20 protein-coding genes are annotated in these 22,987 nt (G+C 61.9%); 10 read left to right on the top strand and 10 right to left on the bottom strand.

Going from position 1 to position 22,987, the window contains the following annotated elements:
- Position 1: 1 nt before the first annotated feature.
- Genes M5G20_RS03250 through M5G20_RS03230 form a run of 5 tightly spaced genes read left to right on the top strand, consistent with a single transcriptional unit; the run spans position 2 to position 5,882 of the window.
- Positions 2 to 946 (top strand): DUF58 domain-containing protein, encoded by a 945-nt coding sequence (locus M5G20_RS03250; RefSeq protein ID WP_273917877.1) that lies wholly within the window; start codon positions 2 to 4, stop codon positions 944 to 946.
- Positions 943 to 1,437: a DUF4381 domain-containing protein gene (locus tag M5G20_RS03245; RefSeq protein ID WP_273917876.1), complete on the top strand. Its 495-nt coding sequence runs from the start codon at positions 943 to 945 to the stop codon at positions 1,435 to 1,437. The genes M5G20_RS03250 and M5G20_RS03245 overlap by 4 nt, the downstream gene beginning before the upstream one ends.
- Complete coding sequence (locus tag M5G20_RS03240; RefSeq protein WP_273917875.1) at positions 1,430 to 2,509, top strand: vWA domain-containing protein; 1,080 nt, start codon at positions 1,430 to 1,432, stop codon at positions 2,507 to 2,509. The genes M5G20_RS03245 and M5G20_RS03240 overlap by 8 nt, the downstream gene beginning before the upstream one ends.
- Positions 2,506 to 4,245: a tetratricopeptide repeat protein gene (locus tag M5G20_RS03235; protein ID WP_273917874.1), complete on the top strand. Its 1,740-nt coding sequence runs from the start codon at positions 2,506 to 2,508 to the stop codon at positions 4,243 to 4,245. The genes M5G20_RS03240 and M5G20_RS03235 overlap by 4 nt, the downstream gene beginning before the upstream one ends.
- Entirely contained in the window at positions 4,242 to 5,882 is a 1,641-nt protein-coding gene (locus tag M5G20_RS03230) for a BatD family protein (protein ID WP_273917873.1), read from the top strand. Before M5G20_RS03235 ends, M5G20_RS03230 begins: the two co-directional genes overlap by 4 nt.
- Here M5G20_RS03230 and M5G20_RS03225 read toward each other — a convergent pair.
- Positions 5,870 to 7,471 (bottom strand): ABC-F family ATP-binding cassette domain-containing protein, encoded by a 1,602-nt coding sequence (locus M5G20_RS03225; RefSeq protein ID WP_273917872.1) that lies wholly within the window; start codon positions 7,469 to 7,471, stop codon positions 5,870 to 5,872. The genes M5G20_RS03230 and M5G20_RS03225 overlap by 13 nt on opposite strands.
- Before the next feature lie 246 nt (positions 7,472 to 7,717).
- Here M5G20_RS03225 and M5G20_RS03220 point away from each other — a divergent pair, with 246 nt between their 5' ends.
- Genes M5G20_RS03220 through M5G20_RS03210 form a run of 3 tightly spaced genes read left to right on the top strand, consistent with a single transcriptional unit; the run spans position 7,718 to position 13,193 of the window.
- A complete protein-coding gene (locus M5G20_RS03220; RefSeq protein ID WP_273917871.1) occupies positions 7,718 to 8,962 on the top strand; it encodes an exonuclease SbcCD subunit D C-terminal domain-containing protein in 1,245 nt (414 codons plus the stop codon).
- Positions 8,959 to 12,600 (top strand): AAA family ATPase, encoded by a 3,642-nt coding sequence (locus tag M5G20_RS03215; protein WP_273917870.1) that lies wholly within the window; start codon positions 8,959 to 8,961, stop codon positions 12,598 to 12,600. The genes M5G20_RS03220 and M5G20_RS03215 overlap by 4 nt, the downstream gene beginning before the upstream one ends.
- Complete coding sequence (locus M5G20_RS03210; protein ID WP_273917869.1) at positions 12,597 to 13,193, top strand: glutathione S-transferase; 597 nt, start codon at positions 12,597 to 12,599, stop codon at positions 13,191 to 13,193. The genes M5G20_RS03215 and M5G20_RS03210 overlap by 4 nt, the downstream gene beginning before the upstream one ends.
- Before the next feature lie 59 nt (positions 13,194 to 13,252).
- Here M5G20_RS03210 and M5G20_RS03205 read toward each other — a convergent pair whose 3' ends face one another.
- The 9 genes from M5G20_RS03205 to M5G20_RS03165 form a co-directional block, all read right to left on the bottom strand.
- On the bottom strand, positions 13,253 to 13,516 hold the full coding sequence (locus M5G20_RS03205; protein WP_273917868.1) for a hypothetical protein: 264 nt from the start codon (positions 13,514 to 13,516) through the stop codon (positions 13,253 to 13,255).
- Complete coding sequence (locus M5G20_RS03200) at positions 13,513 to 13,725, bottom strand: hypothetical protein (protein ID WP_212627345.1); 213 nt, start codon at positions 13,723 to 13,725, stop codon at positions 13,513 to 13,515. The genes M5G20_RS03205 and M5G20_RS03200 overlap by 4 nt, the downstream gene beginning before the upstream one ends.
- Before the next feature lie 115 nt (positions 13,726 to 13,840).
- A complete protein-coding gene (locus M5G20_RS03195; RefSeq protein ID WP_263597127.1) occupies positions 13,841 to 13,966 on the bottom strand; it encodes a hypothetical protein in 126 nt (41 codons plus the stop codon).
- A 208-nt stretch (positions 13,967 to 14,174) separates the two neighbouring features.
- Positions 14,175 to 14,354, bottom strand: coding sequence for a hypothetical protein (locus M5G20_RS03190; protein ID WP_273917867.1), 180 nt, complete (start codon positions 14,352 to 14,354; stop codon positions 14,175 to 14,177).
- A 155-nt stretch (positions 14,355 to 14,509) separates the two neighbouring features.
- Positions 14,510 to 15,679, bottom strand: coding sequence for a lactonase family protein (locus M5G20_RS03185; protein WP_273917866.1), 1,170 nt, complete (start codon positions 15,677 to 15,679; stop codon positions 14,510 to 14,512).
- On the bottom strand, positions 15,672 to 15,968 hold the full coding sequence (locus tag M5G20_RS03180) for a DUF5629 family protein (RefSeq protein ID WP_273917865.1): 297 nt from the start codon (positions 15,966 to 15,968) through the stop codon (positions 15,672 to 15,674). Before M5G20_RS03180 ends, M5G20_RS03185 begins: the two co-directional genes overlap by 8 nt.
- 96 nt (positions 15,969 to 16,064) lie before the next feature.
- The gene (locus tag M5G20_RS03175; RefSeq protein WP_273917864.1) at positions 16,065 to 17,645 is read right to left on the bottom strand and encodes an aldehyde dehydrogenase (NADP(+)); all 1,581 of its coding nucleotides are present in this window, start codon (positions 17,643 to 17,645) and stop codon (positions 16,065 to 16,067) included.
- Between the two features lie 10 nt (positions 17,646 to 17,655).
- Positions 17,656 to 18,648, bottom strand: a complete 993-nt coding sequence (gene araD1 / locus M5G20_RS03170) for an AraD1 family protein (protein ID WP_273917863.1) — start codon at positions 18,646 to 18,648, stop codon at positions 17,656 to 17,658.
- Positions 18,649 to 18,806: 158 nt separating this feature from the next.
- Complete coding sequence (locus M5G20_RS03165; RefSeq protein ID WP_273917861.1) at positions 18,807 to 20,129, bottom strand: MFS transporter; 1,323 nt, start codon at positions 20,127 to 20,129, stop codon at positions 18,807 to 18,809.
- Between the two features lie 193 nt (positions 20,130 to 20,322).
- On the opposite strand from M5G20_RS03165, the gene M5G20_RS03160 reads away from it, so the two are divergent.
- Together M5G20_RS03160 and M5G20_RS03155 are read left to right on the top strand one after the other, a co-directional pair.
- Positions 20,323 to 22,059 (top strand): IlvD/Edd family dehydratase, encoded by a 1,737-nt coding sequence (locus M5G20_RS03160; protein WP_150734348.1) that lies wholly within the window; start codon positions 20,323 to 20,325, stop codon positions 22,057 to 22,059.
- 173 nt (positions 22,060 to 22,232) lie between these two features.
- Positions 22,233 to 22,952: a FadR/GntR family transcriptional regulator gene (locus tag M5G20_RS03155; protein WP_273917856.1), complete on the top strand. Its 720-nt coding sequence runs from the start codon at positions 22,233 to 22,235 to the stop codon at positions 22,950 to 22,952.
- Positions 22,953 to 22,987: the final 35 nt, after the last annotated feature.

Below are 22,987 nucleotides of genomic sequence, written 5' to 3'. Positions count from 1 at the left end.
GATGAACGCCCTCCTGCCGCCCGAACCGGGCATCCGCATCACGCTCGCCGAGATGATCGAGATGCGCCATCGCGTGCGCGAAGTGCAGCTGTTTTCCACGCCAAGCCAACGCAGCCCGCTGATCGGCCTGCACCACTCCAAACTGCGCGGGCGCGGGGTGGATTTCGATCAGGTGCGGGTCTATCAGGCCGGCGACGATGTGCGCACGATCGACTGGCGCGTCACCGCGCGGACCCAGGAGCCGCACACCAAACTGTTCCATGAAGAACGTGAGCGGCCGATTTTCATCATGGTCGAGCAAAGCCGCCGGCTGTTTTTCGGCTCGGGGCTGATGTTCAAATCGGTGCTCGCCGCACAGGCCGCAGCGCTGATCGGCTGGGCCGCACTGGGCCACAATGACCGGGTCGGCGGGCTGGTGTTCGGCGACAACGAGCACTACGAAATCAAACCCCGACGCAGCAAACAAAGCCTGCTGCAACTGCTCAATCGCCTGGTACGGGTCAATCAGTCGTTGCACACCGAAAGCGAGCCGGATCGCGACGCCTTTGGCATCGCCTTGCGCCGCGCCCGCGAGGTATTGCGCCCCGGTAGCCTGGCGATCGTGATTTGCGATGAGCGCGCCCTGTCGGAAAGCGCCGAACAACAGCTGAGCCTGTTGTCGCGGCATTGCGATCTGTTGCTCCTGCCTCTGTCCGACCCGCTGGACCACGCCCTGCCCGCTGCCGGGCTGCTGCGCTTCGCCGAACGCGGTGCACAACTGGAACTCGACACGCTGAACTTCGACCTGCGCCAGACTTACCGCGCCCAGGCCGAGGCCCGCATTGCCCGCTGGGAGTTGCTCGCGCAAAAGCTGCGGGTATTGCTGATGCCCTTGAGTACCCAAAGCGAAATGGTGGAACAACTGCGCGAATACTTGAACCCGCAGCAGCCAGGTAAAGGCCGATGAACGGTCTCGATCAACTGCAACCGCTGATTTCCCCACCCCCGATCGGATTCTGGCCTCCCGCGCCGGGCTGGTGGTTACTGCTGTTGTTGCTGCCGATCATTGGCTTCGGCATCTGGAAGCTGCGGCGTTTCATTCCCAACAAGCGCCCGGTCGTGCGCGCCGAACAACCGTTGGACCCGGTGCGCGTCGCCGCCTTGGCCGAACTGGCGCTGATGCCCAAGCCGTACGACGGCGCGCCGGCCGGCGCCTGGTTGCAGCAACTCAATGGCCTGCTCAAGCGCCTGTGTCGCAATCACTATCCCTACAGCCAGAGCCATACCCTCAACGGTCGCAAATGGCTGGCATTCCTCGACAACCGCTGCCCGGCAGCCGGCCTGACCCGCTGGATGGTGCTGGTTGAAGGCGCCTACAAGCCCGAATGCAAGCTTGACGACAAGGCCATCGCGGGCCTGACCCAGGCGGTCGAGACCTGGATTCGCAAACATGTTTGAGTTCGCCTGGCCGTGGATCTTTGCCCTGCTGCCCTTGCCGTGGCTGATGCGCATCGTGCTGCCGGTCGCCGACAGCGGCGAACCGGCGCTCAAAGTCAGCTTCCTCGGCGACCTCGAAGGCCTGGCCGGGCGCCGGGCCCGGGCCAATCTGCCGGCCTGGCGCCAACAGGCACCGTTTCTGCTGTTGTGGCTGATGCTGCTGACCGCCGCCGCCCGCCCGCAATGGCTGGGGGACCCGCTGCCGATTGCCGCCAGTGGCCGGGACCTGTTGGTGGCAGTCGACGTCTCCGGCTCCATGGACTACCCCGACATGCAATGGCAGGACGAGGACGTCAGCCGCCTGACGCTGGTCCAGCATTTGCTCGGCGACTTCCTCGAAAGCCGCGAAGGCGACCGGGTTGGCCTGATCCTGTTCGGCAGCCAGGCTTACCTGCAAGCGCCGCTGACCTTCGACCGGCACACCGTACGCGTCTGGCTGGACGAAGCGCGCATCGGCATTGCCGGCAAAAACACCGCCATCGGCGACGCCATCGGCCTGGCCCTCAAACGCCTGCGCCAGCGCCCGGCGCAAAGCCGCGTGCTTATCCTGGTCACGGACGGCGCCAACAACGGCGGCGAGATCGACCCGCTGACGGCGGCGCGCCTGGCGGCCAAGGAAGGGGTGAAAATCTACCCGATCGGCATCGGCGCAGACCCGGAGCAAAGCGGCACCCTGGGTTTTCTCGGCATCAACCCGAGCCTGGACCTTGACGAACCGTCCCTGATGGCAATCGCTGAAGCCACCGGTGGCCGGTATTTCCGGGCACGTGATGGCAAGGAACTGCAAGCCGTCAAGGACACCCTCGATCAACTGGAACCCGTGACCCAGCAACCGACCCAGGCTCGCCCGGCCCAGGCGTTGTATCACTGGCCACTGGCGATCGCGCTGTTGCTGAGCATGTTGCTGGTGGCACGCGAACTGTGGCCGGACAACCCGCTGCAGCGCCTGTTTACCAAGGATCTGTTTTTGCAAACGCAATTGCCTGACTGGCGCGAGCGGCTCAGACGCCTGCGTCTGCGGAGGCGCCGATGAGCGCGCTCTGGCCGTACTGGTTCCGACCTTGGTGGTTGCTGTTGCTGCCGCTGCTCGGCTGGCTGCTCTGGCAACTCTGGCACCGGCAGAAACGCGCCGGGCGCTGGCAGATGATCCTGCCGCCGGCCTTTCACGCCGCGTTGCTCAGCGGCGGCAATGGCCGCAACAGCAAACTGCCATGGATCGCGCTGGGCGTGGCATGGCTGCTGACCATTTTCGCCCTGGTCGGCCCCAGCTGGTCGCGGGTCGAACAACTCAGTCAGAAACCGGCCGATCCGCTGGTGGTCATCCTTGAGCTGACCCCGGAAATGCTCGCGACCGACGTTCAGCCCAACCGCCTGGAACAAGCCCGGCGCAAGCTCTTCGACCTGCTGCAATACCGTAGCGACGCGCAGACCGCCATCGTGGTCTATGCCGGCAGTGCGCATACGCTGGTGCCGCTGTCGGACGACCTGTCGACCAGCCGCAACTTGCTCGATGCGCTCAAGCCGTCGCTGATGCCGGAGCCCGGCCATCGCGCCGATCTGGCGGTGAACAAGGCTTTGGCATTGCTGGATCAGGCTGGGCTGGGTGACGGCCGGATCCTGCTGATCGGCTCATCCCTCTCGGAGGCCGAACGCCAAGGCATTCAGCGCGCAATGAGCGGCAAATCAACGCAATGGCTGATGATCGGCATCGGCACCGCCGAAGGCGCGCCGATCACTCAGGAGGACGGCAGCTTTCTCAAGGACGAACAAGGCGCCATTCTGGTACCGCATCTGGATGAGCCCGGACTGAAAGCCTTTGCCAGTGATCTGGACGGGCGCTATCGCCATGCGCGTTTGAGCGACTCGGATCTACGGGCCCTGGGCTTGCTCGACGGCCCCCGCAACTTGCGTAACGACGGCCAGACCCTGCGCCTGGACACCTGGGCCGATCAGGGTTACTGGCTGCTGTTGCCGCTGTTGCTGCTGGCGGCTTGCGCCGGTCGGCGCGGCTGGTTGTTGTGCCTGCCGCTGTTGCTGGCCCTGCCGCAACCCGGTTATGCCTTCGAGTTCCAGGACCTGTGGCTGCGCCCCGACCAACAGGGCCTGCACCTGCTCAAGCAAAAACGCCCGGCCGAGGCTGCCCGGCACTTTGAAGATCATCAGTGGCAAGGCGTGGCCCTCTATGAGGCCGGTGATTACACTGGGGCTGCCCAACGCTTCGCCGAAGGTGACGACGCCCACGCCCACTACAATCGTGGCAACGCCCTGGCTAAAAGCGGTGAACTGGAGGCGGCGCTGGATGCTTACGAACAGGCCCTTGAGCGCCAGCCGGATTTGCGTCCGGCACTGACCAACAAGGCCCTGGTAGAAAGTCTGCTCAAGCAGAAGGCGGACCCGCCCGCAGCCGAGCCCGACAAGGCACCCGACGAAACGCCCCAGGCCAGCGAACAGGAAACACCGCCCGGCGCCCCGGCCCAACCGTCGAGCAACGGCGAACCGAAAACCGCTGACCCACAGGCCAGCGCCGAAACGGAACAACCGTTGACCACGCCGCCGCGCCCTGGCGCCAACGAAGTGCCGGGCAGTGAACTGGGTGACGAACAGCACACCACACCGCCCATGCGCCCGGCCAGCGACAGCATCGAGGGCGAGCAGCAACAGGCGCTGGAGCAATGGCTGCGGCAGATCCCGGATGACCCGGGAGAATTGCTCAGGCGCAAATTCTGGTACGAACAGCAACAACATCAGGATCAGGGAAAAACTCGATGACCCGCTTCACCGCTTTCATGATCGCCTTGCTGCTCTGCACTTCGCAGGTCCAGGCAGCCGAGCTGGTCGCCAGTGTCGATCGCGCGCGCCTGAACTCCGGCGAGACGGTCGAGCTGACCCTCGAATCCAACGACGTCACTCAGTTCGGCAAACCCGATCTGACGCCGCTGGAGCCGCTGTTCGAGGTCCGCGGCACGCGCCAGGTCAACCAATTGAACACCCTCAATGGTGACAACCGCGCGACCACCCGCTGGATCGTTACCCTGCTGCCGTTGCAGAACGGCAGTGTGGAAATCCCGTCATTGACGTTGGGGGACGCGCAGAGCCAGCCGATTACCGTGCAAGTGGTCGAGAGCGAAGCCCAGAACAACCCGAACAAACAGGCCCCGGTGTTCATCGACGCCATTCTCGATCAAACCAGCGTCTACGTGCAGGCCCAGGCGATCCTGACCTTGCGCATCTACCATTCGGTGTCGCTGTACGACGACAGCAGCTTGCCACCGCTGCAGATTCCCGATGCGCGCATCGAACAGCTGGGCGAATCGCGTACCTACGAAAAAGACATCAACGGCGTGCGCCACGGCGTGATTGAAATGCGCTACGCGATCTATCCGCAGCACAGCGGTGAACTGATCATTCCGGGGCAAATCTTCAACGCCGCCCTGGTGGATGCGCAACCCACCCAGGATTCGACGGCGACATCCCTCAGATCCGGCAAACTGATGCGCGTCAGCTCCAGTGAGATCCTGCTGACGGTCAAGGCCAAACCCATCACCTACCCCGCCGACCTGCCGTGGTTGCCGGCGCGTAGCCTGACCCTGAGCGAGAGCTGGAACCCGGAACCGGAACACGTTCAGGTCGGCGACTCGCTGACCCGCAGCCTGACGGTGAAAGCCGAAGGCCTGGCGAGCTCGCAACTGCCGCCCCTGCCGGGCACCGACGTCAACGGTCTACGCCGTTACCCGGATCAACCGGTGCTGGGTAACCAGAACAGCGAGCGCGGTCTGGTCGGCAGTCGCGAAGACCGCGAAGCGCTGGTTCCCTCGCGAAGCGGTTCGATCGAATTACCTTCGGTTGAAGTGGTGTGGTGGAACACCTTTGAAGATCACCTGGAACACAGCAGCCTGCCGGCCCGTACCCTGCAAGTGGCGGCCAATCCAAGCCTGATGGTCGACACGCCGGCCGGCACCGCAGAGGCCAATGCCAGCGTCGACAGCGAAATCCTCTGGCGCTGGAAACTCAGCACTCTGATTCTGGCCTGCACCACTCTGCTCGGCTTCGGCCTGTGGTGGCGAGCCCGCTGGCAACCGGCAATCCTGCGCGCCGCGCAAACCGGCCCGAGCCCGCGCACCGTGCTCGACGACCTCAAGCGCGCCTGCCAGGCCAACGACCCCCACGCCACGCGCCAGGCCCTCGACGCCTGGGCCCGGCAACAACCGGAAACCCTGGCCGACATGGCCGCCCGCTTCGTCCCGCTGTCGGATGCCCTGGACGGCCTGAACGGCGCACTCTACAGCGAAACCGGCCAGCACTGGCAAGGTGAAGAGCTGTGGAGGGTAATTCGCACCCTTCCGATCGCCGAACGAGTCCAGGACCCGGTCGGTGACAGTGGGTTGCCGCCGCTTTATCCCAAATGACGCGGTGCGTTGCCGAGATGGAACTCGGTATCCAGGTGGATCGCCTGTAAAAAAGCACTGTCGTGGGAGACCACGATCAACGCCCCGGTGTATTGGTCGAGCATCTGTTCGAGGGCGATTTTACTGGGCAAATCCAGATGATTGTCCGGCTCGTCCAGCAACAGCAGTTGCGGCGGCCGCAGCGCATACAACTCGGCGGCCAGGGCAATTTTCAGGCGCTCTCCCCCACTCAACTGGCAGGTTTTGAGCATTGCTCGATCCGCATCGATCCCCATCTGCGCCAACCGCGTCCGTGCCTCGGCTTCGGGCAACTGCGGGTTACTTTCGTAAAGCCATTGCACCGCCGTGCGTTGCGGATACTGCAGCCCGGCATGTTGATCCAGCCAGCCGACATGACAACTGCGCACCACGCCCCCCGCACGCGCTGGAAGCTGCCCGGCGATGACCTGCAACAGGGTCGACTTGCCGCTCCCGTTGGCGCCCAGAATAGCCATGCGCATAGGGCCCGTCAGCGTCAGGTTGATTGGCTGCGCATGGCCGAAAGGCAGAACGACATTGATCAACTGCACGATCAGCTTGCCACTGGGCACCGAACACTCCGGTGACAGCATCACACGCTGGATGTCCGGCGCACAGCGCGCCCGAGCCTCGGCGATACGTTGCTGTTGTTGTTCGCGGGCCAACTGCTGATTGAGGCGCAGCTTGCCCTGACTGTTTTCGCTGCGTTCTTTTTGCGCATTGGTAATCAGTTTGGTCTGGTTGCCGTCACGCGCCTGGCGGTCGCCGCGGGCATTACGCCGTCGCTGACGCTCCATCTGCACGACCATCTCGCGTTGCTCGCGTCTGGCCTGTGCCCGCTCGCCTTGCAGGGCCGACTGGAACGCCTGCTGTTCCTGCTCGCGCGCTGCCGAATAATAACTGTAGTTGCCGCCATACACCGCCAGCCCGAGGGGCGACAGCTCGACAATTTCGTCGACGTGGTCCAGCAGACCGCGATCGTGGCTGATCAGGATCAAGCCATTGGGCCAGCGCTCGATCTGCTGCGCGAGCTTGTGTTGCTGATCGATATCCAGATGGTTGCTCGGCTCATCCAGAATCAACCAGTCGGCCCTCGATAACCACGCCCCCATCAGCGCCACCCGTTGCCGTTCGCCACCACTGAGGGTGTCGGTGCGCGCGTCGGCATTCAAATGACCCAGACCGATCTGCAGCAGCTCCGCCTCAAGACGTGCGGCGCAATCCCATTGATCGACCGCCAGGGCATGGTCGTCTTCGTCGACACTGCCCTGGGCAATGCGTGCCAGCGCCGCCAGGATATGATCGACGCCGGCCAGCGCGGCGACGGTGGGATAGCGCTCGGGATCAAGCAATTGCGCCACCCCGTAAACCCGCCCTTCGCGGCGGACGATGCCATCGGTGGGCCATTGCTCGCCCATGAGAAGCCGGCCGAGCAAGGACTTGCCACACCCATTGGCACCCACGATGCCAGTGGCCCTGGTGCTGAAAGTGTGGTTCAAGTGTTCGAACAACACGCGCCCGTCGGGCAGGTTGAACGACACCTGATCAAGTTGCAGTAACCGTTGAGTCATGGCGTTTCCTTGAATAATCGGCCGAGGGCCAATTTACGTCGACTACGTGCCCCCTTGCCCCTTTGCCAAGCCTGAAATATCGCAGCCCCGACAGTTCCTACACGGAATATGCGCATTACCTGTAGGAACTATCGTAGACAGCGTTTTTGCTTTCTACATTCCACGCCTTTTCCCAGTAAACTCTCTCCCCTTTAGCCGCCGTCATCTTTCCTCGCGGCCATCACCTTTTTTTGAGCGGAGTCGCCCTTGCGTCTGTTTCACACCTCCGACTGGCACCTGGGGCAAAACCTGCACGGCCAGGATCGCGATTTTGAGCACGGTTGTTTTCTCGACTGGCTGCTGCGTCAGCTCAAGCTGGATCAGCCGGATGTGCTGCTGATCGCCGGCGATATCTTCGACACGGTCAACCCGCCGGTCAAAGCCCAGGAACGCCTCTACGATTTCATCGTCAGCGCACACGAGCAGCAGCCGTTGCTGACCATTGTGATGATCGCCGGCAACCACGACTCCGGCTCGCGTATCGAACTGCCCGCGCCGTTGATGCGCCGCTTGCGCACCCATGCGCTGGGCCGGGTGCTGTGGCTGGATGACGGGCAACTCGATGCCGAACGCCTGCTGATACCGCTACCGAACGCAAAAGGTAAAACCGTCGCCTGGTGCCTGGCGTTGCCATTCCTGCGCCCCGCCGAAGTCACGGGGGCGCATTTGGGTGACAACTACCTGCGCGGCATTGGTCAGGTTCATGAGTGGCTGATCGAGGCAGCGAATGCCAAGCGCAAGAAGGGCCAGGCGCTGATCGCCATCAGCCACGCGCACATGGCCGGTGGTTCGGTGTCGGAAGACTCCGAGCGCAGCCTGATCATCGGCAACGCTGAAGCCCTGCCCGCCAGTCTGTTCGGACCGAGCATCAGCTACGTCGCCCTCGGCCACCTGCACAAACCGCAGAAGGTCAACGGTGAAGAACGCATCCGCTACAGCGGCTCGCCGATTCCGTTGTCGTTTTCCGAGATTGGCTACCAGCACCAGATTCTCGACATCACACTCGATGGCGAAACCCTGGTCAGCGTGGAACCCAGGCTGATCCCGCGCGCAGTCAATCTGCAACGCATCGGCCCGGCCCCGCTGGCGGAAATCCTCATGCAACTGGCCGATCTGCCGAACATCGATCTGCTGGCGGATTACCAGCGCCAACCCTGGCTGGAAGTGCGGGTTCGCCTGGACGAGCCCCAGCCAGATCTGCGCAATCAAATCGAAACGACCCTGCAAGGCAAGGCTGTGCGCCTGGTGCGAATCGCCGCGGAGTACGCAGGCAACGGCCACCGCGATGGCACCGATGAAGGTGGCACCTTGATCGAGCTCGATCAGCTCACGCCCCAGGAGCTGTTCCGTCGCGCCTGGCAGGACAACTACGGCAGCGAGGTCGACGAGCAAACCCTCAAGGACTTTGCCGCGCTGCTGCAAGACGTACAGCTGGAGGGCGAGCAGCCATGAAGATCCTCGCAATCCGCCTGAAAAACCTGGCCTCGCTGGCCGGCCCGTTTGAGATCGATTTCACCGCCGAACCGTTGGCCAGTGCCGGCCTGTTCGCCATTACCGGGCCTACCGGTGCCGGTAAAAGCACCTTGCTTGACGCTTTGTGCCTGGCCCTGTTCGGCGCTGTACCGCGCCTGAACAACACCGGCCGTGACGCCAAGGTGCCGGACGCCGACGGCGAAATCGGCACCGGCGACCCGCGCACCCTGCTACGCCGTGGCACTGGCGAGGGCTATGCAGAAGTGGATTTCGTCGGGGTCGATGGTCGGCGCTACCGCGCGCGCTGGGAAGCCAACCGCGCCCGGGAAAAGGCCGCTGGCAAACTGCAAGCCAGCCGCCAGAGCCTGCGTGATATCGATCAGGATCAACTGCTGGCCAGCCAGAAAGGCGAATACAAGACTCAGCTCGAAGCCGCGCTGGGCCTGAACTTCGAACAGTTCACCCGCGCCGTGCTGCTGGCGCAGAGCGAGTTCAGCGCCTTCCTCAAGGCCGATGACAACGACCGCAGCGAACTGTTGGAAAAACTCACCGACACCGCGCTCTACACCCGTCTCGGCCGCCGCGCTTTCGACAAGACCAAAGAGGCCCGCGAAGCCCACAAGCTGTTGCAGGATCAGGCCAGCGGTGTGACGCCATTGGCGCCTGAAGCACGGGCCGAACTGGATGAACGTTTCAATGCCGCGCAACAACAGCTGAAGCTGCAACAGGCGCAACTCAAGCAACTGGAGTTGCAGGACACCTGGCTGAAGCAGCTGCGCCAGGTGCAGGACGATCAGTTGGCCGCCAGCGAGCAACTGCAATCGGCCCAGGCTCACTGGGACAGCCTCGACGGCGAGCGCCTGAAACTCAACCGCCTGGAACAACTGGCTCCGCAGCGTCACCAGTTCGCGCGCAAGACTGAGCTCAGCGCTCAGCTCACACCGCTGGAGGCGCAGATTGCGCAGTACACCCGGCAACAGGATGAACTGACCGAACGCCAGACTCAGCTCGAACAAAGCCTGAGCGCGGCCCAGGCGGCACTGGCCGAAGCACAAGGCCAACACACCCGCAGCGCCCCGTTGCTGCGCCAGGCGTTCGACGAGCACAGCACCCTCGCGCGCCTGGTCAAAGACGTGAGTCACAGTGCCGAGCAGCTGCGACAGGCCGAAGCGGCCTGCACGCAGGGCACCAGCACGATCCAGGGTTTGCTTGACCTGCAACAACGGGTCGCGGAACGCTTGCAACGCATTTCCACTGAACTTGAGCAAAGCAGCTCACTGGCCCCGCTGAGCGATGCCTGGCATGCCTACCGCGATCGCTTGCAGCAACTGATGCTGGTGGGCAATCGCCTGAACAAGGGCCAGACAGAACTGGCCTCGCTTGAACAGCGTGCGGCGCAGGCCGGCGAAGAATTGGCCGGGCAAAAGCAACACCTGGAATTGCTTTACAAAGAGGCCGGTGCCGAGCCCGAAGCGGTGGCTGAACAAATCCAGATTCTCGGCAGCCTGTTGCAAGACAATCGCAAGCAACTGCGCGGGTTTGAAGAGCTGACAAGGCTCTGGGCCAGCCAGCAGGAACTGGACAAACTTGGCGCCGATCTCCAGCAGCGTCAACTCGATGCGCAGCAAACCCGCGAGCGCCTGACCCAGGATGGCGTCCAGGCCAAGAGCGAACTGGTGGTCGCCGAGCAAACCCTCAACGTCACCCGCGAACTGCTGGAACGCCAACGCCTGGCGCGCAGTGCCAGTGTCGAAGAGTTGCGCGCGCAATTGCAGGATGACCAGCCGTGCCCGGTGTGCGGCAGCAACGAACACCCGTATCACCAGCCTGAAGCGCTGCTGCAGAGCCTTGGCCGACACGACGAAGGCGAACAGGCCAACGCGCAGAAAGCCGTCGACCTGCTCAAGGAAAAGCTCACCGAGCTGCGTGCAGAAGTCGGCGGCGTGATCGCCCGGCAAAAAGAGTTGTTGCAACAACAGGAAGCGCTCTCGACTCAGCAACAGAGCCTGGCGCCGAGCCTTGAAGCGCATCCGCTGGCGACCCTCTTGTTCGCCCAGGATGCTGGCAAACGCGATGCCTGGCTGGCCCAGCAAAACAGCCAGCTGAACCAGAGCATCAGTCAGGACGAGCAACGGCAAACCGCCCTGCTGACCCTGCAACAGGATGCCGCACGTCTGCAACAACAACTGCGCAGCAGTGAGACGACGAGCCAGCAGGCGACGCAGCACTTGATCAATCAGCAAAAGGAACTGGCCAATGATCGCCAGCGGCTGGATGAAGAGCTGGCAGCTTTCAGCACCCTGCTCCCAGCCGCCACGCTTGAGGCTTTACGCCGTGATCCCGCGGCGACCTTCATGCAGCTCGATCAGCAGATCGCCCAGCGCCTGGAACAACTCGAACAGCAGCGCGACGAACTCGGCGAACAGCAGCAACGCCAGCAAACCCTGGAAAAAGAACAGGATCGCCAGCAATCGCGCACCCAACACCTGCAGGCAATGCAGCAACAACTCAGCGCACTCACTGCGCAGCAACAGGCATGTGAGCAAACACTGAGCGGCTTGCTCGGCACACACACCAGTGCCGAGCAATGGCAGCAACAGCTTGATCAAGCCGTTGAACAGGCACGCAACGCCGAAGCTTCGGCCAATCAGCAACTTCAGGAGGTGCGCACGCAGCGAGTGCAACTGGCAGCCGAACTCAAGGCGCAGCAGGAGCGCCAGCTGGCCCTGAACACCGAAGACCTTGAGCTGAGCGGCAAGATCAATGACTGGCGCGCCCTGCATCCGGAGTTGGATGACGGCGGGCTGGAATCGCTGCTGAGTATCGAAGACCAGCAGGTCAACGAACTGCGCCAGCGCTTGCTAAACAGCGAAAAAGCCATCGAGCAGGCCAAGGTGTTGCTGCAGGAGCGCGATAAACGCCTCGTCGATCATCAGGCGCAACACAACGGCAACCTCGACGCGGAACAACTCGCCTCGGCGCTGACAGAACTGCAGGCGCAGTTCACCGCCAGCGAGCACCGCTGCGCCGAACTGCGCGCCGAACAAGCCGAAGATCAGCGCCGGCAGAATGCCAATCAGGCACTGGCCCAACAAATCGCCGATGCCTATGCCGAGTTCCAGCGCTGGGCGCGTCTGAATGCGTTGATCGGTTCCGCCACCGGCGACACCTTCCGCAAGATCGCCCAGGCCTACAACCTCGATTTGCTGGTGCACCACGCCAACGTGCAACTGCGCCAACTGGTGCGACGCTATCGCCTCAAGCGCGGCGGCAGCATGCTCGGGTTGCTGGTGATGGACACCGAGATGGGTGACGAACTGCGCTCGGTGCATTCGCTGTCCGGTGGCGAGACTTTCCTGGTCTCGCTGGCGTTGGCTCTCGGCCTGGCATCGATGGCCTCAAGCACGCTGAAAATCGAGTCGCTGTTCATCGACGAAGGCTTCGGCAGTCTTGACCCGGAGTCGCTGCAACTGGCCATGGATGCGCTCGACGGCTTGCAGGCGCAGGGGCGCAAAGTCGCGGTGATTTCCCATGTGCAGGAAATGCATGAGCGGATTCCGGTACAGATTCAGGTTCGCCGCCAGGGCAATGGTTTGAGCACCCTGGAGGTGAAATGAACACGCTGTATTCCTTCCGCCGCTGCCCATACGCCATGCGCGCTCGCATGGCCCTGGGTTATTCGGGCGTGGCCGTGGACATCATCGAAGTCAGTCTGAAAGCCAAGCCCGCCGAGATGCTCGCGCTGTCGGGCAAAGGCACGGTGCCAGTGCTGAGTGCCAATGGCCGGGTGATCGACGAAAGCCTCGACATCATGCGCTGGGCGCTGGCACAGAACGATCCGCAGGACTGGCTGCTCAAGGATGACCCGCAAGGCCAGGCGCAAATCGCCGAGCTGATCGAAGAGAACGATCAGACCTTCAAGGTGCATCTGAACCGCTACAAATACGCCGAACGTTACCCCGAGCACCCGATGGAAACCTATCGCGCCGAGGGCTCGGAGTTTCTGCACAAGCTTGATCAGTTGCTGGAGCGCCGCGACTACTTGCTCGCGCAGCACCCAAGCCTGGCCGATGTGGCGCTGTTGCCGTTCATACGGCAATTCGCCCATGTCGATCGCGATTGGTTCGCGCAGACACCGTATCGCCATCTACAGGCCTGGTTGCAGCGGTTTCTGGAGTCCGAACTGTTTACCGCCATCATGAAAAAATGACAGCACTGCAATTGTGGCCAGGGCGCTTGCTCCCTCGCCACAATTGATTTCGCGGGTACTCAGGCCAACACTTCGCACATCCCGATGACCGAGCAATCCACCTGGAACGGCCCGAAAAAACTGCTTTCAGGGTCAACCGGCGGATTACCGGCCAGCATGCCCACGGCCATGCCCTTGGCGATGTCGATGTTGCGCGCGATGTTGTGGTTAGCCTCGATGGCCCGTGCCACCCCGCCTATCGAGCCTTGCCCGATCCCCAGCAGGGAAAATCCATTGGTGATGAACGCCAGGAAGGCGATGATCAAGAGTTTGCATCTGTTCATGCTCCGCCGACTCCTGCGAGGTCAGCCTGATCGACCATCGCCTGCTGGGCGCGGTGTTCAAACTGGATACCAGGATGGGCGACCTGAATCGGTGCTTCGAAGGTTTGTTGCGACTGCGGCGAAAGACTGACAATCAGCACCATGACCAGGTAAAGACCGATGGCCACATAGGCGCCGCGTTTGGCAGAAGTGATGATTGCATGGGCCATGATGAACTCCGTGGACATGTTTCAGAGTCCACAGAATCAATCAAATCAGCCCGAAGAACCAACGAGTCTCATCTATAGCGAATATCAACTTCGTTGATCATTGAAGGAGACTATTTCAGTCTTCAATAAAACTGATCATGCGCTCGCGGGCAGCGTCAGGCTCGCCAGAAACAGGCTCTGCCGCGGACAAAATAGGGGTGGAATAGAGGAAAAGCAAAACCACGGCCAGACGCATCGCCATATTGTCGATCCTTTTCTTGAGAAGGAGTCAATAAATTCGCGTCAAATTTAAACCGCTGGCCAGATGATATCAAGCAATACCTTGATGGCTATTTGATGCTGTCGTAAATGCGTTATGCAGGAGCGACATCACTTCGGCGCTTTTCGAGTCGTCAGCCCTCGATCGGCAAGTGACTTCGCTCCTGCATAAAGGCTGCAGAAAGGAAATTTCAGTGTTGGGCTTTGTGATCCAGCGCGGCGTAGAACTTGGCGCTTTGTTGCAGGTATTTCTGTGTGTAGCTCTGGGTGTGGGATTTTTTGTCGCTGACTTCAACGTTGGCACTGGCAGGCAGAACAACGCTGGCAGAGATGGCGGACGCGGCGATTACGGAGAAGAGATTGAAGTTCATGCTGTATTCCTCGGAGTCAGTTGGCTTGCTTGCCCGGTGGGGCCGTGAAGCAAACTTAACCCCCGAGGAATGAGGCCTTGAAATGCTTTGTAGCATTACCACATATCAGCCTCATTGATAGAACGGCGCAGGCCCCGCAAACCGGGGCCTGCGGCCTATTGCCGCAGCAAAAATTTGAGATCGCTCGGGGCGTCTATCGGCAGCTTTTGCACGGCTTTGCCCAACAGACCGGTGTTGGCATCGCGCTCGACGACGACAATCTGGTTGCTTTTCTGGTTGGCGATCAACACGAACTTGCCACTTGGATCGAGGCTGAACTCACGGGGATGGTCACCCTCCACCGCTCGGCGTTGCAGCTCCTTGAGATGGCCGGTCGCCGGGTCGATGGCGAACACCAGCAACTGATTGGCGGTGCCGCGGTTGCTGACGTAGAGGAACTTGCCATCAGCTGAGGAGTGCAAAGCAGCAGCGGCCTTGTCGGAGACCGGTTGACCGGCAGCCAGGTCGACCATCTGCGTTTGCTCAAGCTTGCCATCGCGGTAGTCGAATACGGCGACTTGCGCGCTCATTTCCAGGGTCAGCCAGGCGTGTTTGCCGTCGGTGCTGAACAGCAGATGCCGTGGCCCGCTTCCGGGCGGCAACTGGACGAAAGCTGGCGTGGCCGGGGTCAACGGCAGCTCCGGGTTGGCCTTGGGGTCGAAACGGTAGACAAAAACCTTGTCGGCACCCAAGTCATTGGAGAACACGAACTTGCCGTCGGGCGATGGCACCGTCGAATGCACGTGCGCCGACATCTGCCGCTCGGGATTGACCCGGCTGGCCGTATGGCTGCTCATCTGCACCACGGGCTTGAGCGCGCCATCAGCACCGATCGGCATCAGCGCAAGCGTGCCGCCCGGGTCTTCGGCCACCGAGTAATTGCTGACGAACAAATGGCTGGCATCGCCGCTAAGGCTTGAATGCGTCGGCTCGTTGCCCAGGCTCTGCACCTGATTGATCAGACTCAGCGCATGGCTCTTGGGGTCGATCGAATAGCTGCTGACACGCCCTACCGGATCGGCCTGGCCCGGGCCATTTTCGTTGACCACGAACAGGTGTCGCTGATCTTTTGAAAGGGTCAGCCAGGACGGGTTTTCGCTTTTGATCACTTGCAGCGGCCTGGCGTTGATCTGCCCGGTGGCGCTGTCGAAACTCAGCCGATAGATGCCTTCGCTTTGCCCGGCGGTGTACGAACCGACAAGCAGTTGATAGTCGTCGGCACAAGCAACCTGAACGCCCATCGCGCCGATACTGCCGGCGATCAGCAGCGGCCAGAGCTTATTCATCCGCAGGCTCATCGTCATCGTTATCGCCGCTGATGACGTCACCGAGGCACACCAGCCGGTGTTCGCCGTTGTGGTCGTTGATCAGCCAGCTCTGCAATGTGACGTCGAAGGTCGCGGCCTGGATTTGCGCCGGGGTGAATTCCCAGTGCAGGGCATTGCGCCCATCCATGCATTCGATGTGCAAATTGTCGTCTTCATCGAGGGAGAATTCGAAGGCATGCAGCCCGTCGATTTCCACCATCCCGCAGTGTTCGAGGGCATTGAGCAAGGTGTCGGTTACAGCAGTCATGGCAGTCAATCTTTAAATGGGAAAGACGCAATGATAGCTCAATGTTTCCCACTCCCCCGCAGGAGCTGCCGAAGACGGCTACTGCGGGGGGATGTGTCAGAGGGCGTCGCGTGATGGCTTGCCGTCAACCAGTCGCTGAATACGCAGTGGGTTGGCGTTCTGCAGCGCTTGCGGCAGCAGGTTGTCCGGGTAGTTCTGGAAGCAGACCGGGCGCAGGAAACGGTCGATCGCCAAGGTGCCCACCGACGTGCCACGGGCATCCGAGGTCGCCGGGTACGGCCCGCCATGGACCATCGAATCACAGACTTCCACACCGGTCGGATAGCCATTGAGCAGGATTCGGCCGACTTTCTGTTCCAGCAACGCCGTCAGCTCGCTGAACTGCTGGAAATCCGCCTGCTCGCCAATGATGGTCGCCGTGAGCTGACCGTGCAGACCGTTCAACGCCGCGCTCAATTGCGCTTGATCCGCCACTTCGACGACCACGGTGGTCGGCCCGAACACTTCCTCCTGCAGCACTTCGTCGCCGTTGATCAACAGGCTGACATCAGCCTTGAACAACTGCGGCTGCGCCTGGCGTCCTTGTTGCGCCCTGCCCGCCAGATGTTCGATGCCCGGATGATCAAGGAGCTTTTGCAGGCCTTTGCCGTAGCTGCTCAGCGTCCCGGCATTGAGCATGGTTTGCGCCGGTTGATCCGCCATCATGTCGGTCAGCTGCTTGAGAAATGCGCTGAACTGCGGGGAACCAATGCCGATCACCAGGCCCGGATTGGTGCAGAACTGACCGCAACCTTGCACCACCGAAGCCGACAGACCGCGAGTAATGGCTTCAGTGCGAACCTGCAACGCCTCGGGCAGGATGATCACCGGGTTGATGCTCGACATTTCCGCGAACACCGGAATCGGTTGCGCACGTGCGGCAGCCATGTCACACAAGGCCCGACCGCCCTTGAGCGACCCGGTGAAGCCCACCGCCTGAATCGCCGGATGCTTGACCAGCGCTTCACCGACCCCGCCGCCATAGATCATGTTGAACACACCGGCCGGCATCTCGGTTTTTTCTGCGGCACGGATGATCGCATCAGCCACCAGTTCGGCGGTTGCCATGTGACCACTGTGGGCCTTGAACACCACCGGGCAACCGGCGGCCAGGGCCGATGCGGTGTCGCCGCCGGCTGTCGAGAACGCCAGGGGAAAGTTGCTGGCACCGAACACGGCCACCGGGCCCAGGCCGATGCGGTATTGGCGCAGGTCGGGACGCGGCAGCGGTTGGCGGTCCGGCAGTGCGTTGTCGATACGCGCGCCGTAGAAATCACCTCGACGCAGCACGCTGGCGAACAGACGCATCTGGCCGCTGGTGCGACCCCGTTCGCCAATGATCCGTGCGGCGGGCAGCGCGGTTTCGCGGCAAACCAACGACACGAACTCATCACCCAGCGCATCCAGTTCAACGGCTATCGCATCCAGAAACTGCGCGCGGCGTTCAGCGCTCAGGCTACGGTAAGCCGCAAACGCCGCAGCGGCGGCCTTGGCAGCGGCGTCGACTTCTTGCGGCGTGGCCTGGATGAAATCATGGGGCAATGCATCGCCGGTTTCGGCGTCGACGCTCTGTAGCTTGACGCTGCCCAACGCGCTGCGCTGACCGCCGATGTAGTTATGACCAAGAATCAGGGACATGTATTTTTCCTCAAAGTGTGCCAACGGTGCCGGGTGCAAACGCTGCGGCAACCGGTGCGATGCCATTGATCAACGGCGCGCCGAATTCGGCCTGGCTGATCTCGAACACATCCCCCGGTTGCGTGCGCACGCCATCGGCAAACGACAGCGTTGCAGTGCCGAAGAAGTGAATGTGCACATCCCCCGGGCGCAGGAACTGGCTGTATTTGAAATGGTGGAACTCAAGGTTCGCCAGGCTGTGGCACATGTTGGCCTCGCCGCTGAGAAACTCGTTCTGCCACAGCACTTCGCCGTCGCGCAAGATGCGGCTGGTACCGGCCAGATGCTGGGGCAATTCACCGACTCGCAACTCCGGGCCATAGCTGCAACTGCGCAGTTTCGAGTGCGCCAGATACAGGTAATTCTTGCGCTCCATGACGTGATCGGAAAATTCGTTGCCCACGGCAAAACCGACGCGATACGGTCTGCCGTCATGGCCGATGACATACAGGCCGCTGAGTTCCGGCTCTTCACCCGCGTCTTCAGCAAACGGCGGCAACGGGAACGGCTGGCCGGGACGCACGACGATACTGCCGTCGCCCTTGTAGAACCACTCCGGCTGTACACCCGCCTGACCTGCTGCGGGTTTGCCGCCCTCCACGCCCCACTTGAAAATGCGCATGGTGTCGGTCATCGCCGATTCGTCACCGGCCTGCTGGTGCATCTTGTCTCGCGCCGAAGCGCTGCCGAGGTGAGTCAAGCCAGTGCCGCTGACCAGCATGTGCGCCGGGTCCGGGTGATCCAGCGGCGGCAGGATGCGCAGTTGTGCCAGCAGTTGCGCGTAATCGTGGCTGATGCCCAGGCCCAGGGCCTGGACTTGCTGCTCAAGACCAACGCCCGCCTCGATCGCCGCCAGGGCCAGGTCGCGAACGGTGCGGGCGCCTTGCACTTCGCGCACCAGGCCATCCTCGACCACGCCAACGCGGCGCTCGCCGTTACTCAATTCGAATTGAACCAAACGCATGGATTTTCTCCTGTAAACGCAATACTTCAAAACAACGCAGCCCCCTGTAGGAGTGAGCCTGCTCGCGATGAGGTCGTCACATCCGACATTGATGTCGACTGATGCACCGCTATCGCGAGCAGGCTCGCTCCTACAGTTGATCGGGGCTGATCCCAAGATCAGGTACGGGTCGCCCCGCGTGCACTGGCCGCAAATTCATCAGTCGGCAACACGTGTTTGCGCTCCAGCAAGCGGTAAACCACGCCGGTCAGCACCAGACCAAACACCATCACGCAGGACAGGAAGTACAGCCCGGAAGCCAGGTTGCCGGTGTATTCCTTCAGCGCACCGATCACGAACGGACCGATGTAGCCGCCGAGGTTGCCCACCGAGTTGATCAGCGCAATCCCCGCCGCCGCGCTGGCGCCGGCAAAGAACCGGCCCGGCAGGGTCCAGAACACCGCCGTGCAGGAAAACAGCGCGAACGCCACCAGGCACAGTGCCGCCAGTTGCAGCACCGGCACCGTCAGCCAGGCACTCAGGAACAGGCCGATAGCGCCCAGTACATAAAGCACAGCCAGATGGCCGTAGCGATCATTCAAACGGTCGGAGCTGCGCGGGATGATCAGCAGGCCAACGATCCCGAAAATGTACGGCACCGAGGACACGAACCCGGTCACCAGGTCGCTGCCACCGAACTGCTTGATCAGCGTCGGCAACCACAAACCGAGGCCATAAATGCTCAGGGTTACCGGCAGGTAGAACAACGCCAGCAACAACACACGCTTGTCCTTGAGGGCATGCAAAGGATTGCCGTGACGGGTCTGGCCGTAAGCCTGGAGGTCCTTTTGCAGTTCGCCGGTGAGCCAGTCTTTTTCCGCCTGGTCCATCCACTTAACTTGCTGCGGGCCGTCAGGCAGCCAGCGCAATACGGGCCAGGTCAGCAGGATCGCCGGGGTGCCGATGACGATGAACAGCCACTGCCAGCCGTGCAGCCCGAGCACACCGTCCATGCCCAGCAAGCCGCCGGACACCGGGCCGGTGATCATCATGGCAATGGGTTGGGACAAGATGAACAGCCCGAGGATTTTGCCGCGATGGCGAACCGGGAACCATTGGGTGATGTAGTACAGGACACCGGGGAAGAACCCGGCTTCGGCGGCACCGAGCAAAAAGCGCATGACGTAGAAGCTGTTTGGTCCCTGGACGAAGGCCATGCCGATCGTGATCGCGCCCCAGGTAACCATGATCCGCGCAAACCAGCGCCGCGCGCCGAAGCGGTCGAGCATCAGGTTGCTGGGGATTTCCAGCAGGAAGTAACCAATGAAGAACAGCCCGGCACCGAGACCGTAGGCCGCATCCCCCAGGCCGATGTCGGCGCCCATGTGCAATTTGGCGAAGCCCACGGCGGAGCGATCCACGTAGGCGATCAGGTACAGCAGGATCAGGAAGGGGATCAGTTTCAGCGTGATGCGACGAATAAGCCGCAGTTCCTGGCTCATGAGATCGGTCTCCGATTGTTGTTTTTATAGAACCTCGGGAGACGCCTCCGGCAATAAAGTGCCAGGGCAATCCCTCCGCTGAAAACGACTATATAGTAATACTATTTAAGCAACAACACTTCCAAACTGGCGAATTTGCGCTTATGTTAAGCCTCAGCTGGAACAATATAGTCATACAATAAGAGAATCGATCATGTCTGATAAGAAACCCACCCTGCGCTCCGCCCAATGGTTTGGCACTGCCGACAAAAACGGCTTCATGTACCGCAGCTGGATGAAGAATCAGGGCATCGCCGACCACCAGTTCCACGGCAAGCCGATCATCGGCATCTGCAATACCTGGTCGGAACTGACCCCGTGCAACGCGCATTTCCGCCAGATTGCGGAACACGTCAAACGCGGCGTGATCGAGGCCGGGGGCTTCCCGGTGGAGTTCCCGGTGTTCTCCAACGGCGAATCCAACCTGCGCCCGACCGCCATGCTCACCCGCAACCTGGCGAGCATGGACGTTGAAGAAGCGATTCGCGGCAACCCGATTGACGGCGTGGTGCTGCTGACCGGTTGCGACAAAACCACCCCTGCCTTGCTGATGGGCGCCGCCAGTTGCGACGTGCCGGCCATCGTCGTGACCGGCGGGCCGATGCTCAACGGCAAGCACAAGGGCAAGGACATCGGTTCGGGCACCGTGGTCTGGCAGCTCAGCGAACAGGTCAAGGCCGGCACCATCACCATCGACGACTTCCTCGCAGCCGAGGGCGGCATGTCTCGCTCGGCCGGTACCTGCAACACCATGGGCACCGCCTCGACCATGGCCTGCATGGCTGAAGCCCTCGGCACTTCCCTGCCCCACAACGCGGCGATTCCAGCCGTGGATGCGCGCCGCTATGTGTTGGCGCACATGTCCGGCATGCGTGCGGTGGAGATGGTTCGCGAAGACCTGAAACTGTCGAAGATCCTGACCAAGGAAGCCTTCGAAAACGCCATTCGCGTCAACGCCGCGATCGGCGGTTCGACCAACGCGGTGATCCACTTGAAAGCCATCGCCGGGCGCATCGGCGTGGAACTGGATCTGGACGACTGGACTCGCATCGGTCGCGGCATGCCGACCATCGTCGACCTGCAACCGTCCGGGCGTTTCCTGATGGAAGAGTTCTACTACGCCGGCGGTTTGCCTGCGGTCCTGCGCCGTCTCGGCGAGGCGAATCTGATTCCCAACCCGAATGCCTTGACCGTCAACGGCAAATCAATCGGCGAAAACACCAAGGACGCGCCGATCTACGGCGAAGACCAAGTGATCCGCACCCTGGACAACCCGATCCGCGCCGACGGCGGCATCTGCGTGTTGCGCGGCAACCTGGCACCGCTCGGCGCGGTGCTCAAGCCGTCCGCCGCCACGCCTGAATTGATGCAGCATCGCGGCCGCGCCGTGGTGTTCGAGAACTTCGACATGTACAAGGCGCGGATCAATGACCCGGAACTGGACGTGGATGCGAACTCGATTCTGGTGATGAAAAACTGCGGGCCGAAGGGTTATCCGGGCATGGCCGAAGTCGGCAACATGGGCCTGCCGGCCAAATTGCTGGCTCAAGGCGTGACCGACATGGTGCGTATTTCCGATGCGCGCATGAGTGGCACCGCGTATGGCACGGTTGTGCTGCACGTCGCCCCTGAAGCCGCTGCAGGCGGACCTTTGGCGACGGTAAAAGAAGGCGACTGGATCGAGCTCGACTGCGCCAGTGGCCGGCTGCACCTGGATATTCCGGATGCCGAACTGGCCGCGCGCATGGCCGACCTGCAACCGCCGCAGCAGTTGCTGGTGGGCGGTTATCGCCAGCTGTACATCGACCATGTATTGCAGGCGGACCAGGGTTGCGACTTCGACTTCCTGGTCGGCTGCCGCGGGGCGGAAGTGCCGCGTCACTCTCACTGATTGCACATAACCCTGTGGGAGCGAGCCTGCTCGCGAAAGCGTAATGTCGTGCTGAATGACAAGACGCCTTCGCGAGCAGGCTCGCTCCCACATTTGCTCCATCGCGCCTCAAGAATGCGCCGCGCCTGCTATCATGCGCGGCATCTCCCTCGCCCAGGACAGCGCCACTCCCCATGGATTACCGCAAACCCTCCGACCGCAAAAGCATGCACTCGCGCATCGTCCAGGAATTGGGCATGCAGATCGTCTCCGGACGTTTCCTGCCGGACGACAAACTGCCCGCCGAAGCCCTGTTGTGTGAGGAATATGCGGTCAGTCGGCCGGTACTGCGCGAAGCCACGCGAGTGCTGGTTGCCAAGGGGCTTGTGTACTCCCGTCCGCGGGTGGGCACGGTGGTCAAACCGCGCAGGGAATGGCACATGCTCGACCCGGACGTGTTGCACTGGCTGATGCAAAGCAGCCCGCAGAATGAGTTTTTCAATCTGTTGACCAGCGTGCGCAGCATCATCGAACCGGCCGCCGCTGCCCTCGCCGCGCAATTCGCTACCGACGACGACATCGCCTCCATCGGCGAAGCCTACCAACGAATGGAAGCTGCACCGACACCCGAAGCCTTGCTGCAACCAGACCTGGATTTCCACAGTCGCATCGCCGACGCTACCCACAACGACTTGCTGGCCAATCTGTGCAACATGCTGTCGGTGGCCATCGCCGAGGCCTTGAAGCATTCCAACCAGCGGCCGAACCTGCATGAACTGGCGTTGCCACGGCACAGGGCGATTCTCACCGCCATCGAAAACCGCGATGCCCTGGGTGCGCGGCACGCGACGCTGGTGCAGCTCGATGATGCGCGCAGTGCGTTGAATGTGGTGCTAGGCGCCGATCCTGAATAAAAAGTGACACGTTCAGGAACAGGCTCGCTCCCACA

Origin of the sequence: Pseudomonas sp. TNT2022 ID1044, assembly GCF_028656895.1 — a bacterium.
Taxonomy (GTDB): Bacteria; Pseudomonadota; Gammaproteobacteria; order Pseudomonadales; family Pseudomonadaceae; genus Aquipseudomonas; species Aquipseudomonas reinekei.
The sequence above is the reverse complement of the archived record's forward strand: the minus strand, read 5'-3'. Positions and strand labels throughout refer to the sequence as shown.

Excerpts from the sequence above, each read along its gene's own strand:
- M5G20_RS03250 (WP_273917877.1), top strand. The coding sequence starts at position 2 with ATGAACGCCCTCCTGCCGCCCGAACCGGGCATCCGCATCACGCTCGCC.
- M5G20_RS03245 (WP_273917876.1), top strand. The coding sequence starts at position 943 with ATGAACGGTCTCGATCAACTGCAACCGCTGATTTCCCCACCCCCGATC.
- M5G20_RS03240 (WP_273917875.1), top strand. The coding sequence starts at position 1,430 with ATGTTTGAGTTCGCCTGGCCGTGGATCTTTGCCCTGCTGCCCTTGCCG.
- M5G20_RS03235 (WP_273917874.1), top strand. The coding sequence starts at position 2,506 with ATGAGCGCGCTCTGGCCGTACTGGTTCCGACCTTGGTGGTTGCTGTTG.
- M5G20_RS03230 (WP_273917873.1), top strand. The coding sequence starts at position 4,242 with ATGACCCGCTTCACCGCTTTCATGATCGCCTTGCTGCTCTGCACTTCG.
- M5G20_RS03225 (WP_273917872.1), bottom strand. The coding sequence starts at position 7,471 with ATGACTCAACGGTTACTGCAACTTGATCAGGTGTCGTTCAACCTGCCC.
- M5G20_RS03215 (WP_273917870.1), top strand. The coding sequence starts at position 8,959 with ATGAAGATCCTCGCAATCCGCCTGAAAAACCTGGCCTCGCTGGCCGGC.
- M5G20_RS03210 (WP_273917869.1), top strand. The coding sequence starts at position 12,597 with ATGAACACGCTGTATTCCTTCCGCCGCTGCCCATACGCCATGCGCGCT.
- M5G20_RS03205 (WP_273917868.1), bottom strand. The coding sequence starts at position 13,516 with ATGAACAGATGCAAACTCTTGATCATCGCCTTCCTGGCGTTCATCACC.
- M5G20_RS03200 (WP_212627345.1), bottom strand. The coding sequence starts at position 13,725 with ATGGCCCATGCAATCATCACTTCTGCCAAACGCGGCGCCTATGTGGCC.
- M5G20_RS03195 (WP_263597127.1), bottom strand. The coding sequence starts at position 13,966 with ATGGCGATGCGTCTGGCCGTGGTTTTGCTTTTCCTCTATTCCACCCCT.
- M5G20_RS03190 (WP_273917867.1), bottom strand. The coding sequence starts at position 14,354 with ATGAACTTCAATCTCTTCTCCGTAATCGCCGCGTCCGCCATCTCTGCC.
- M5G20_RS03185 (WP_273917866.1), bottom strand. The coding sequence starts at position 15,679 with ATGAATAAGCTCTGGCCGCTGCTGATCGCCGGCAGTATCGGCGCGATG.
- M5G20_RS03180 (WP_273917865.1), bottom strand. The coding sequence starts at position 15,968 with ATGACTGCTGTAACCGACACCTTGCTCAATGCCCTCGAACACTGCGGG.
- M5G20_RS03175 (WP_273917864.1), bottom strand. The coding sequence starts at position 17,645 with ATGTCCCTGATTCTTGGTCATAACTACATCGGCGGTCAGCGCAGCGCG.
- araD1 (WP_273917863.1), bottom strand. The coding sequence starts at position 18,648 with ATGCGTTTGGTTCAATTCGAATTGAGTAACGGCGAGCGCCGCGTTGGC.
- M5G20_RS03165 (WP_273917861.1), bottom strand. The coding sequence starts at position 20,129 with ATGAGCCAGGAACTGCGGCTTATTCGTCGCATCACGCTGAAACTGATC.
- M5G20_RS03160 (WP_150734348.1), top strand. The coding sequence starts at position 20,323 with ATGTCTGATAAGAAACCCACCCTGCGCTCCGCCCAATGGTTTGGCACT.
- M5G20_RS03155 (WP_273917856.1), top strand. The coding sequence starts at position 22,233 with ATGGATTACCGCAAACCCTCCGACCGCAAAAGCATGCACTCGCGCATC.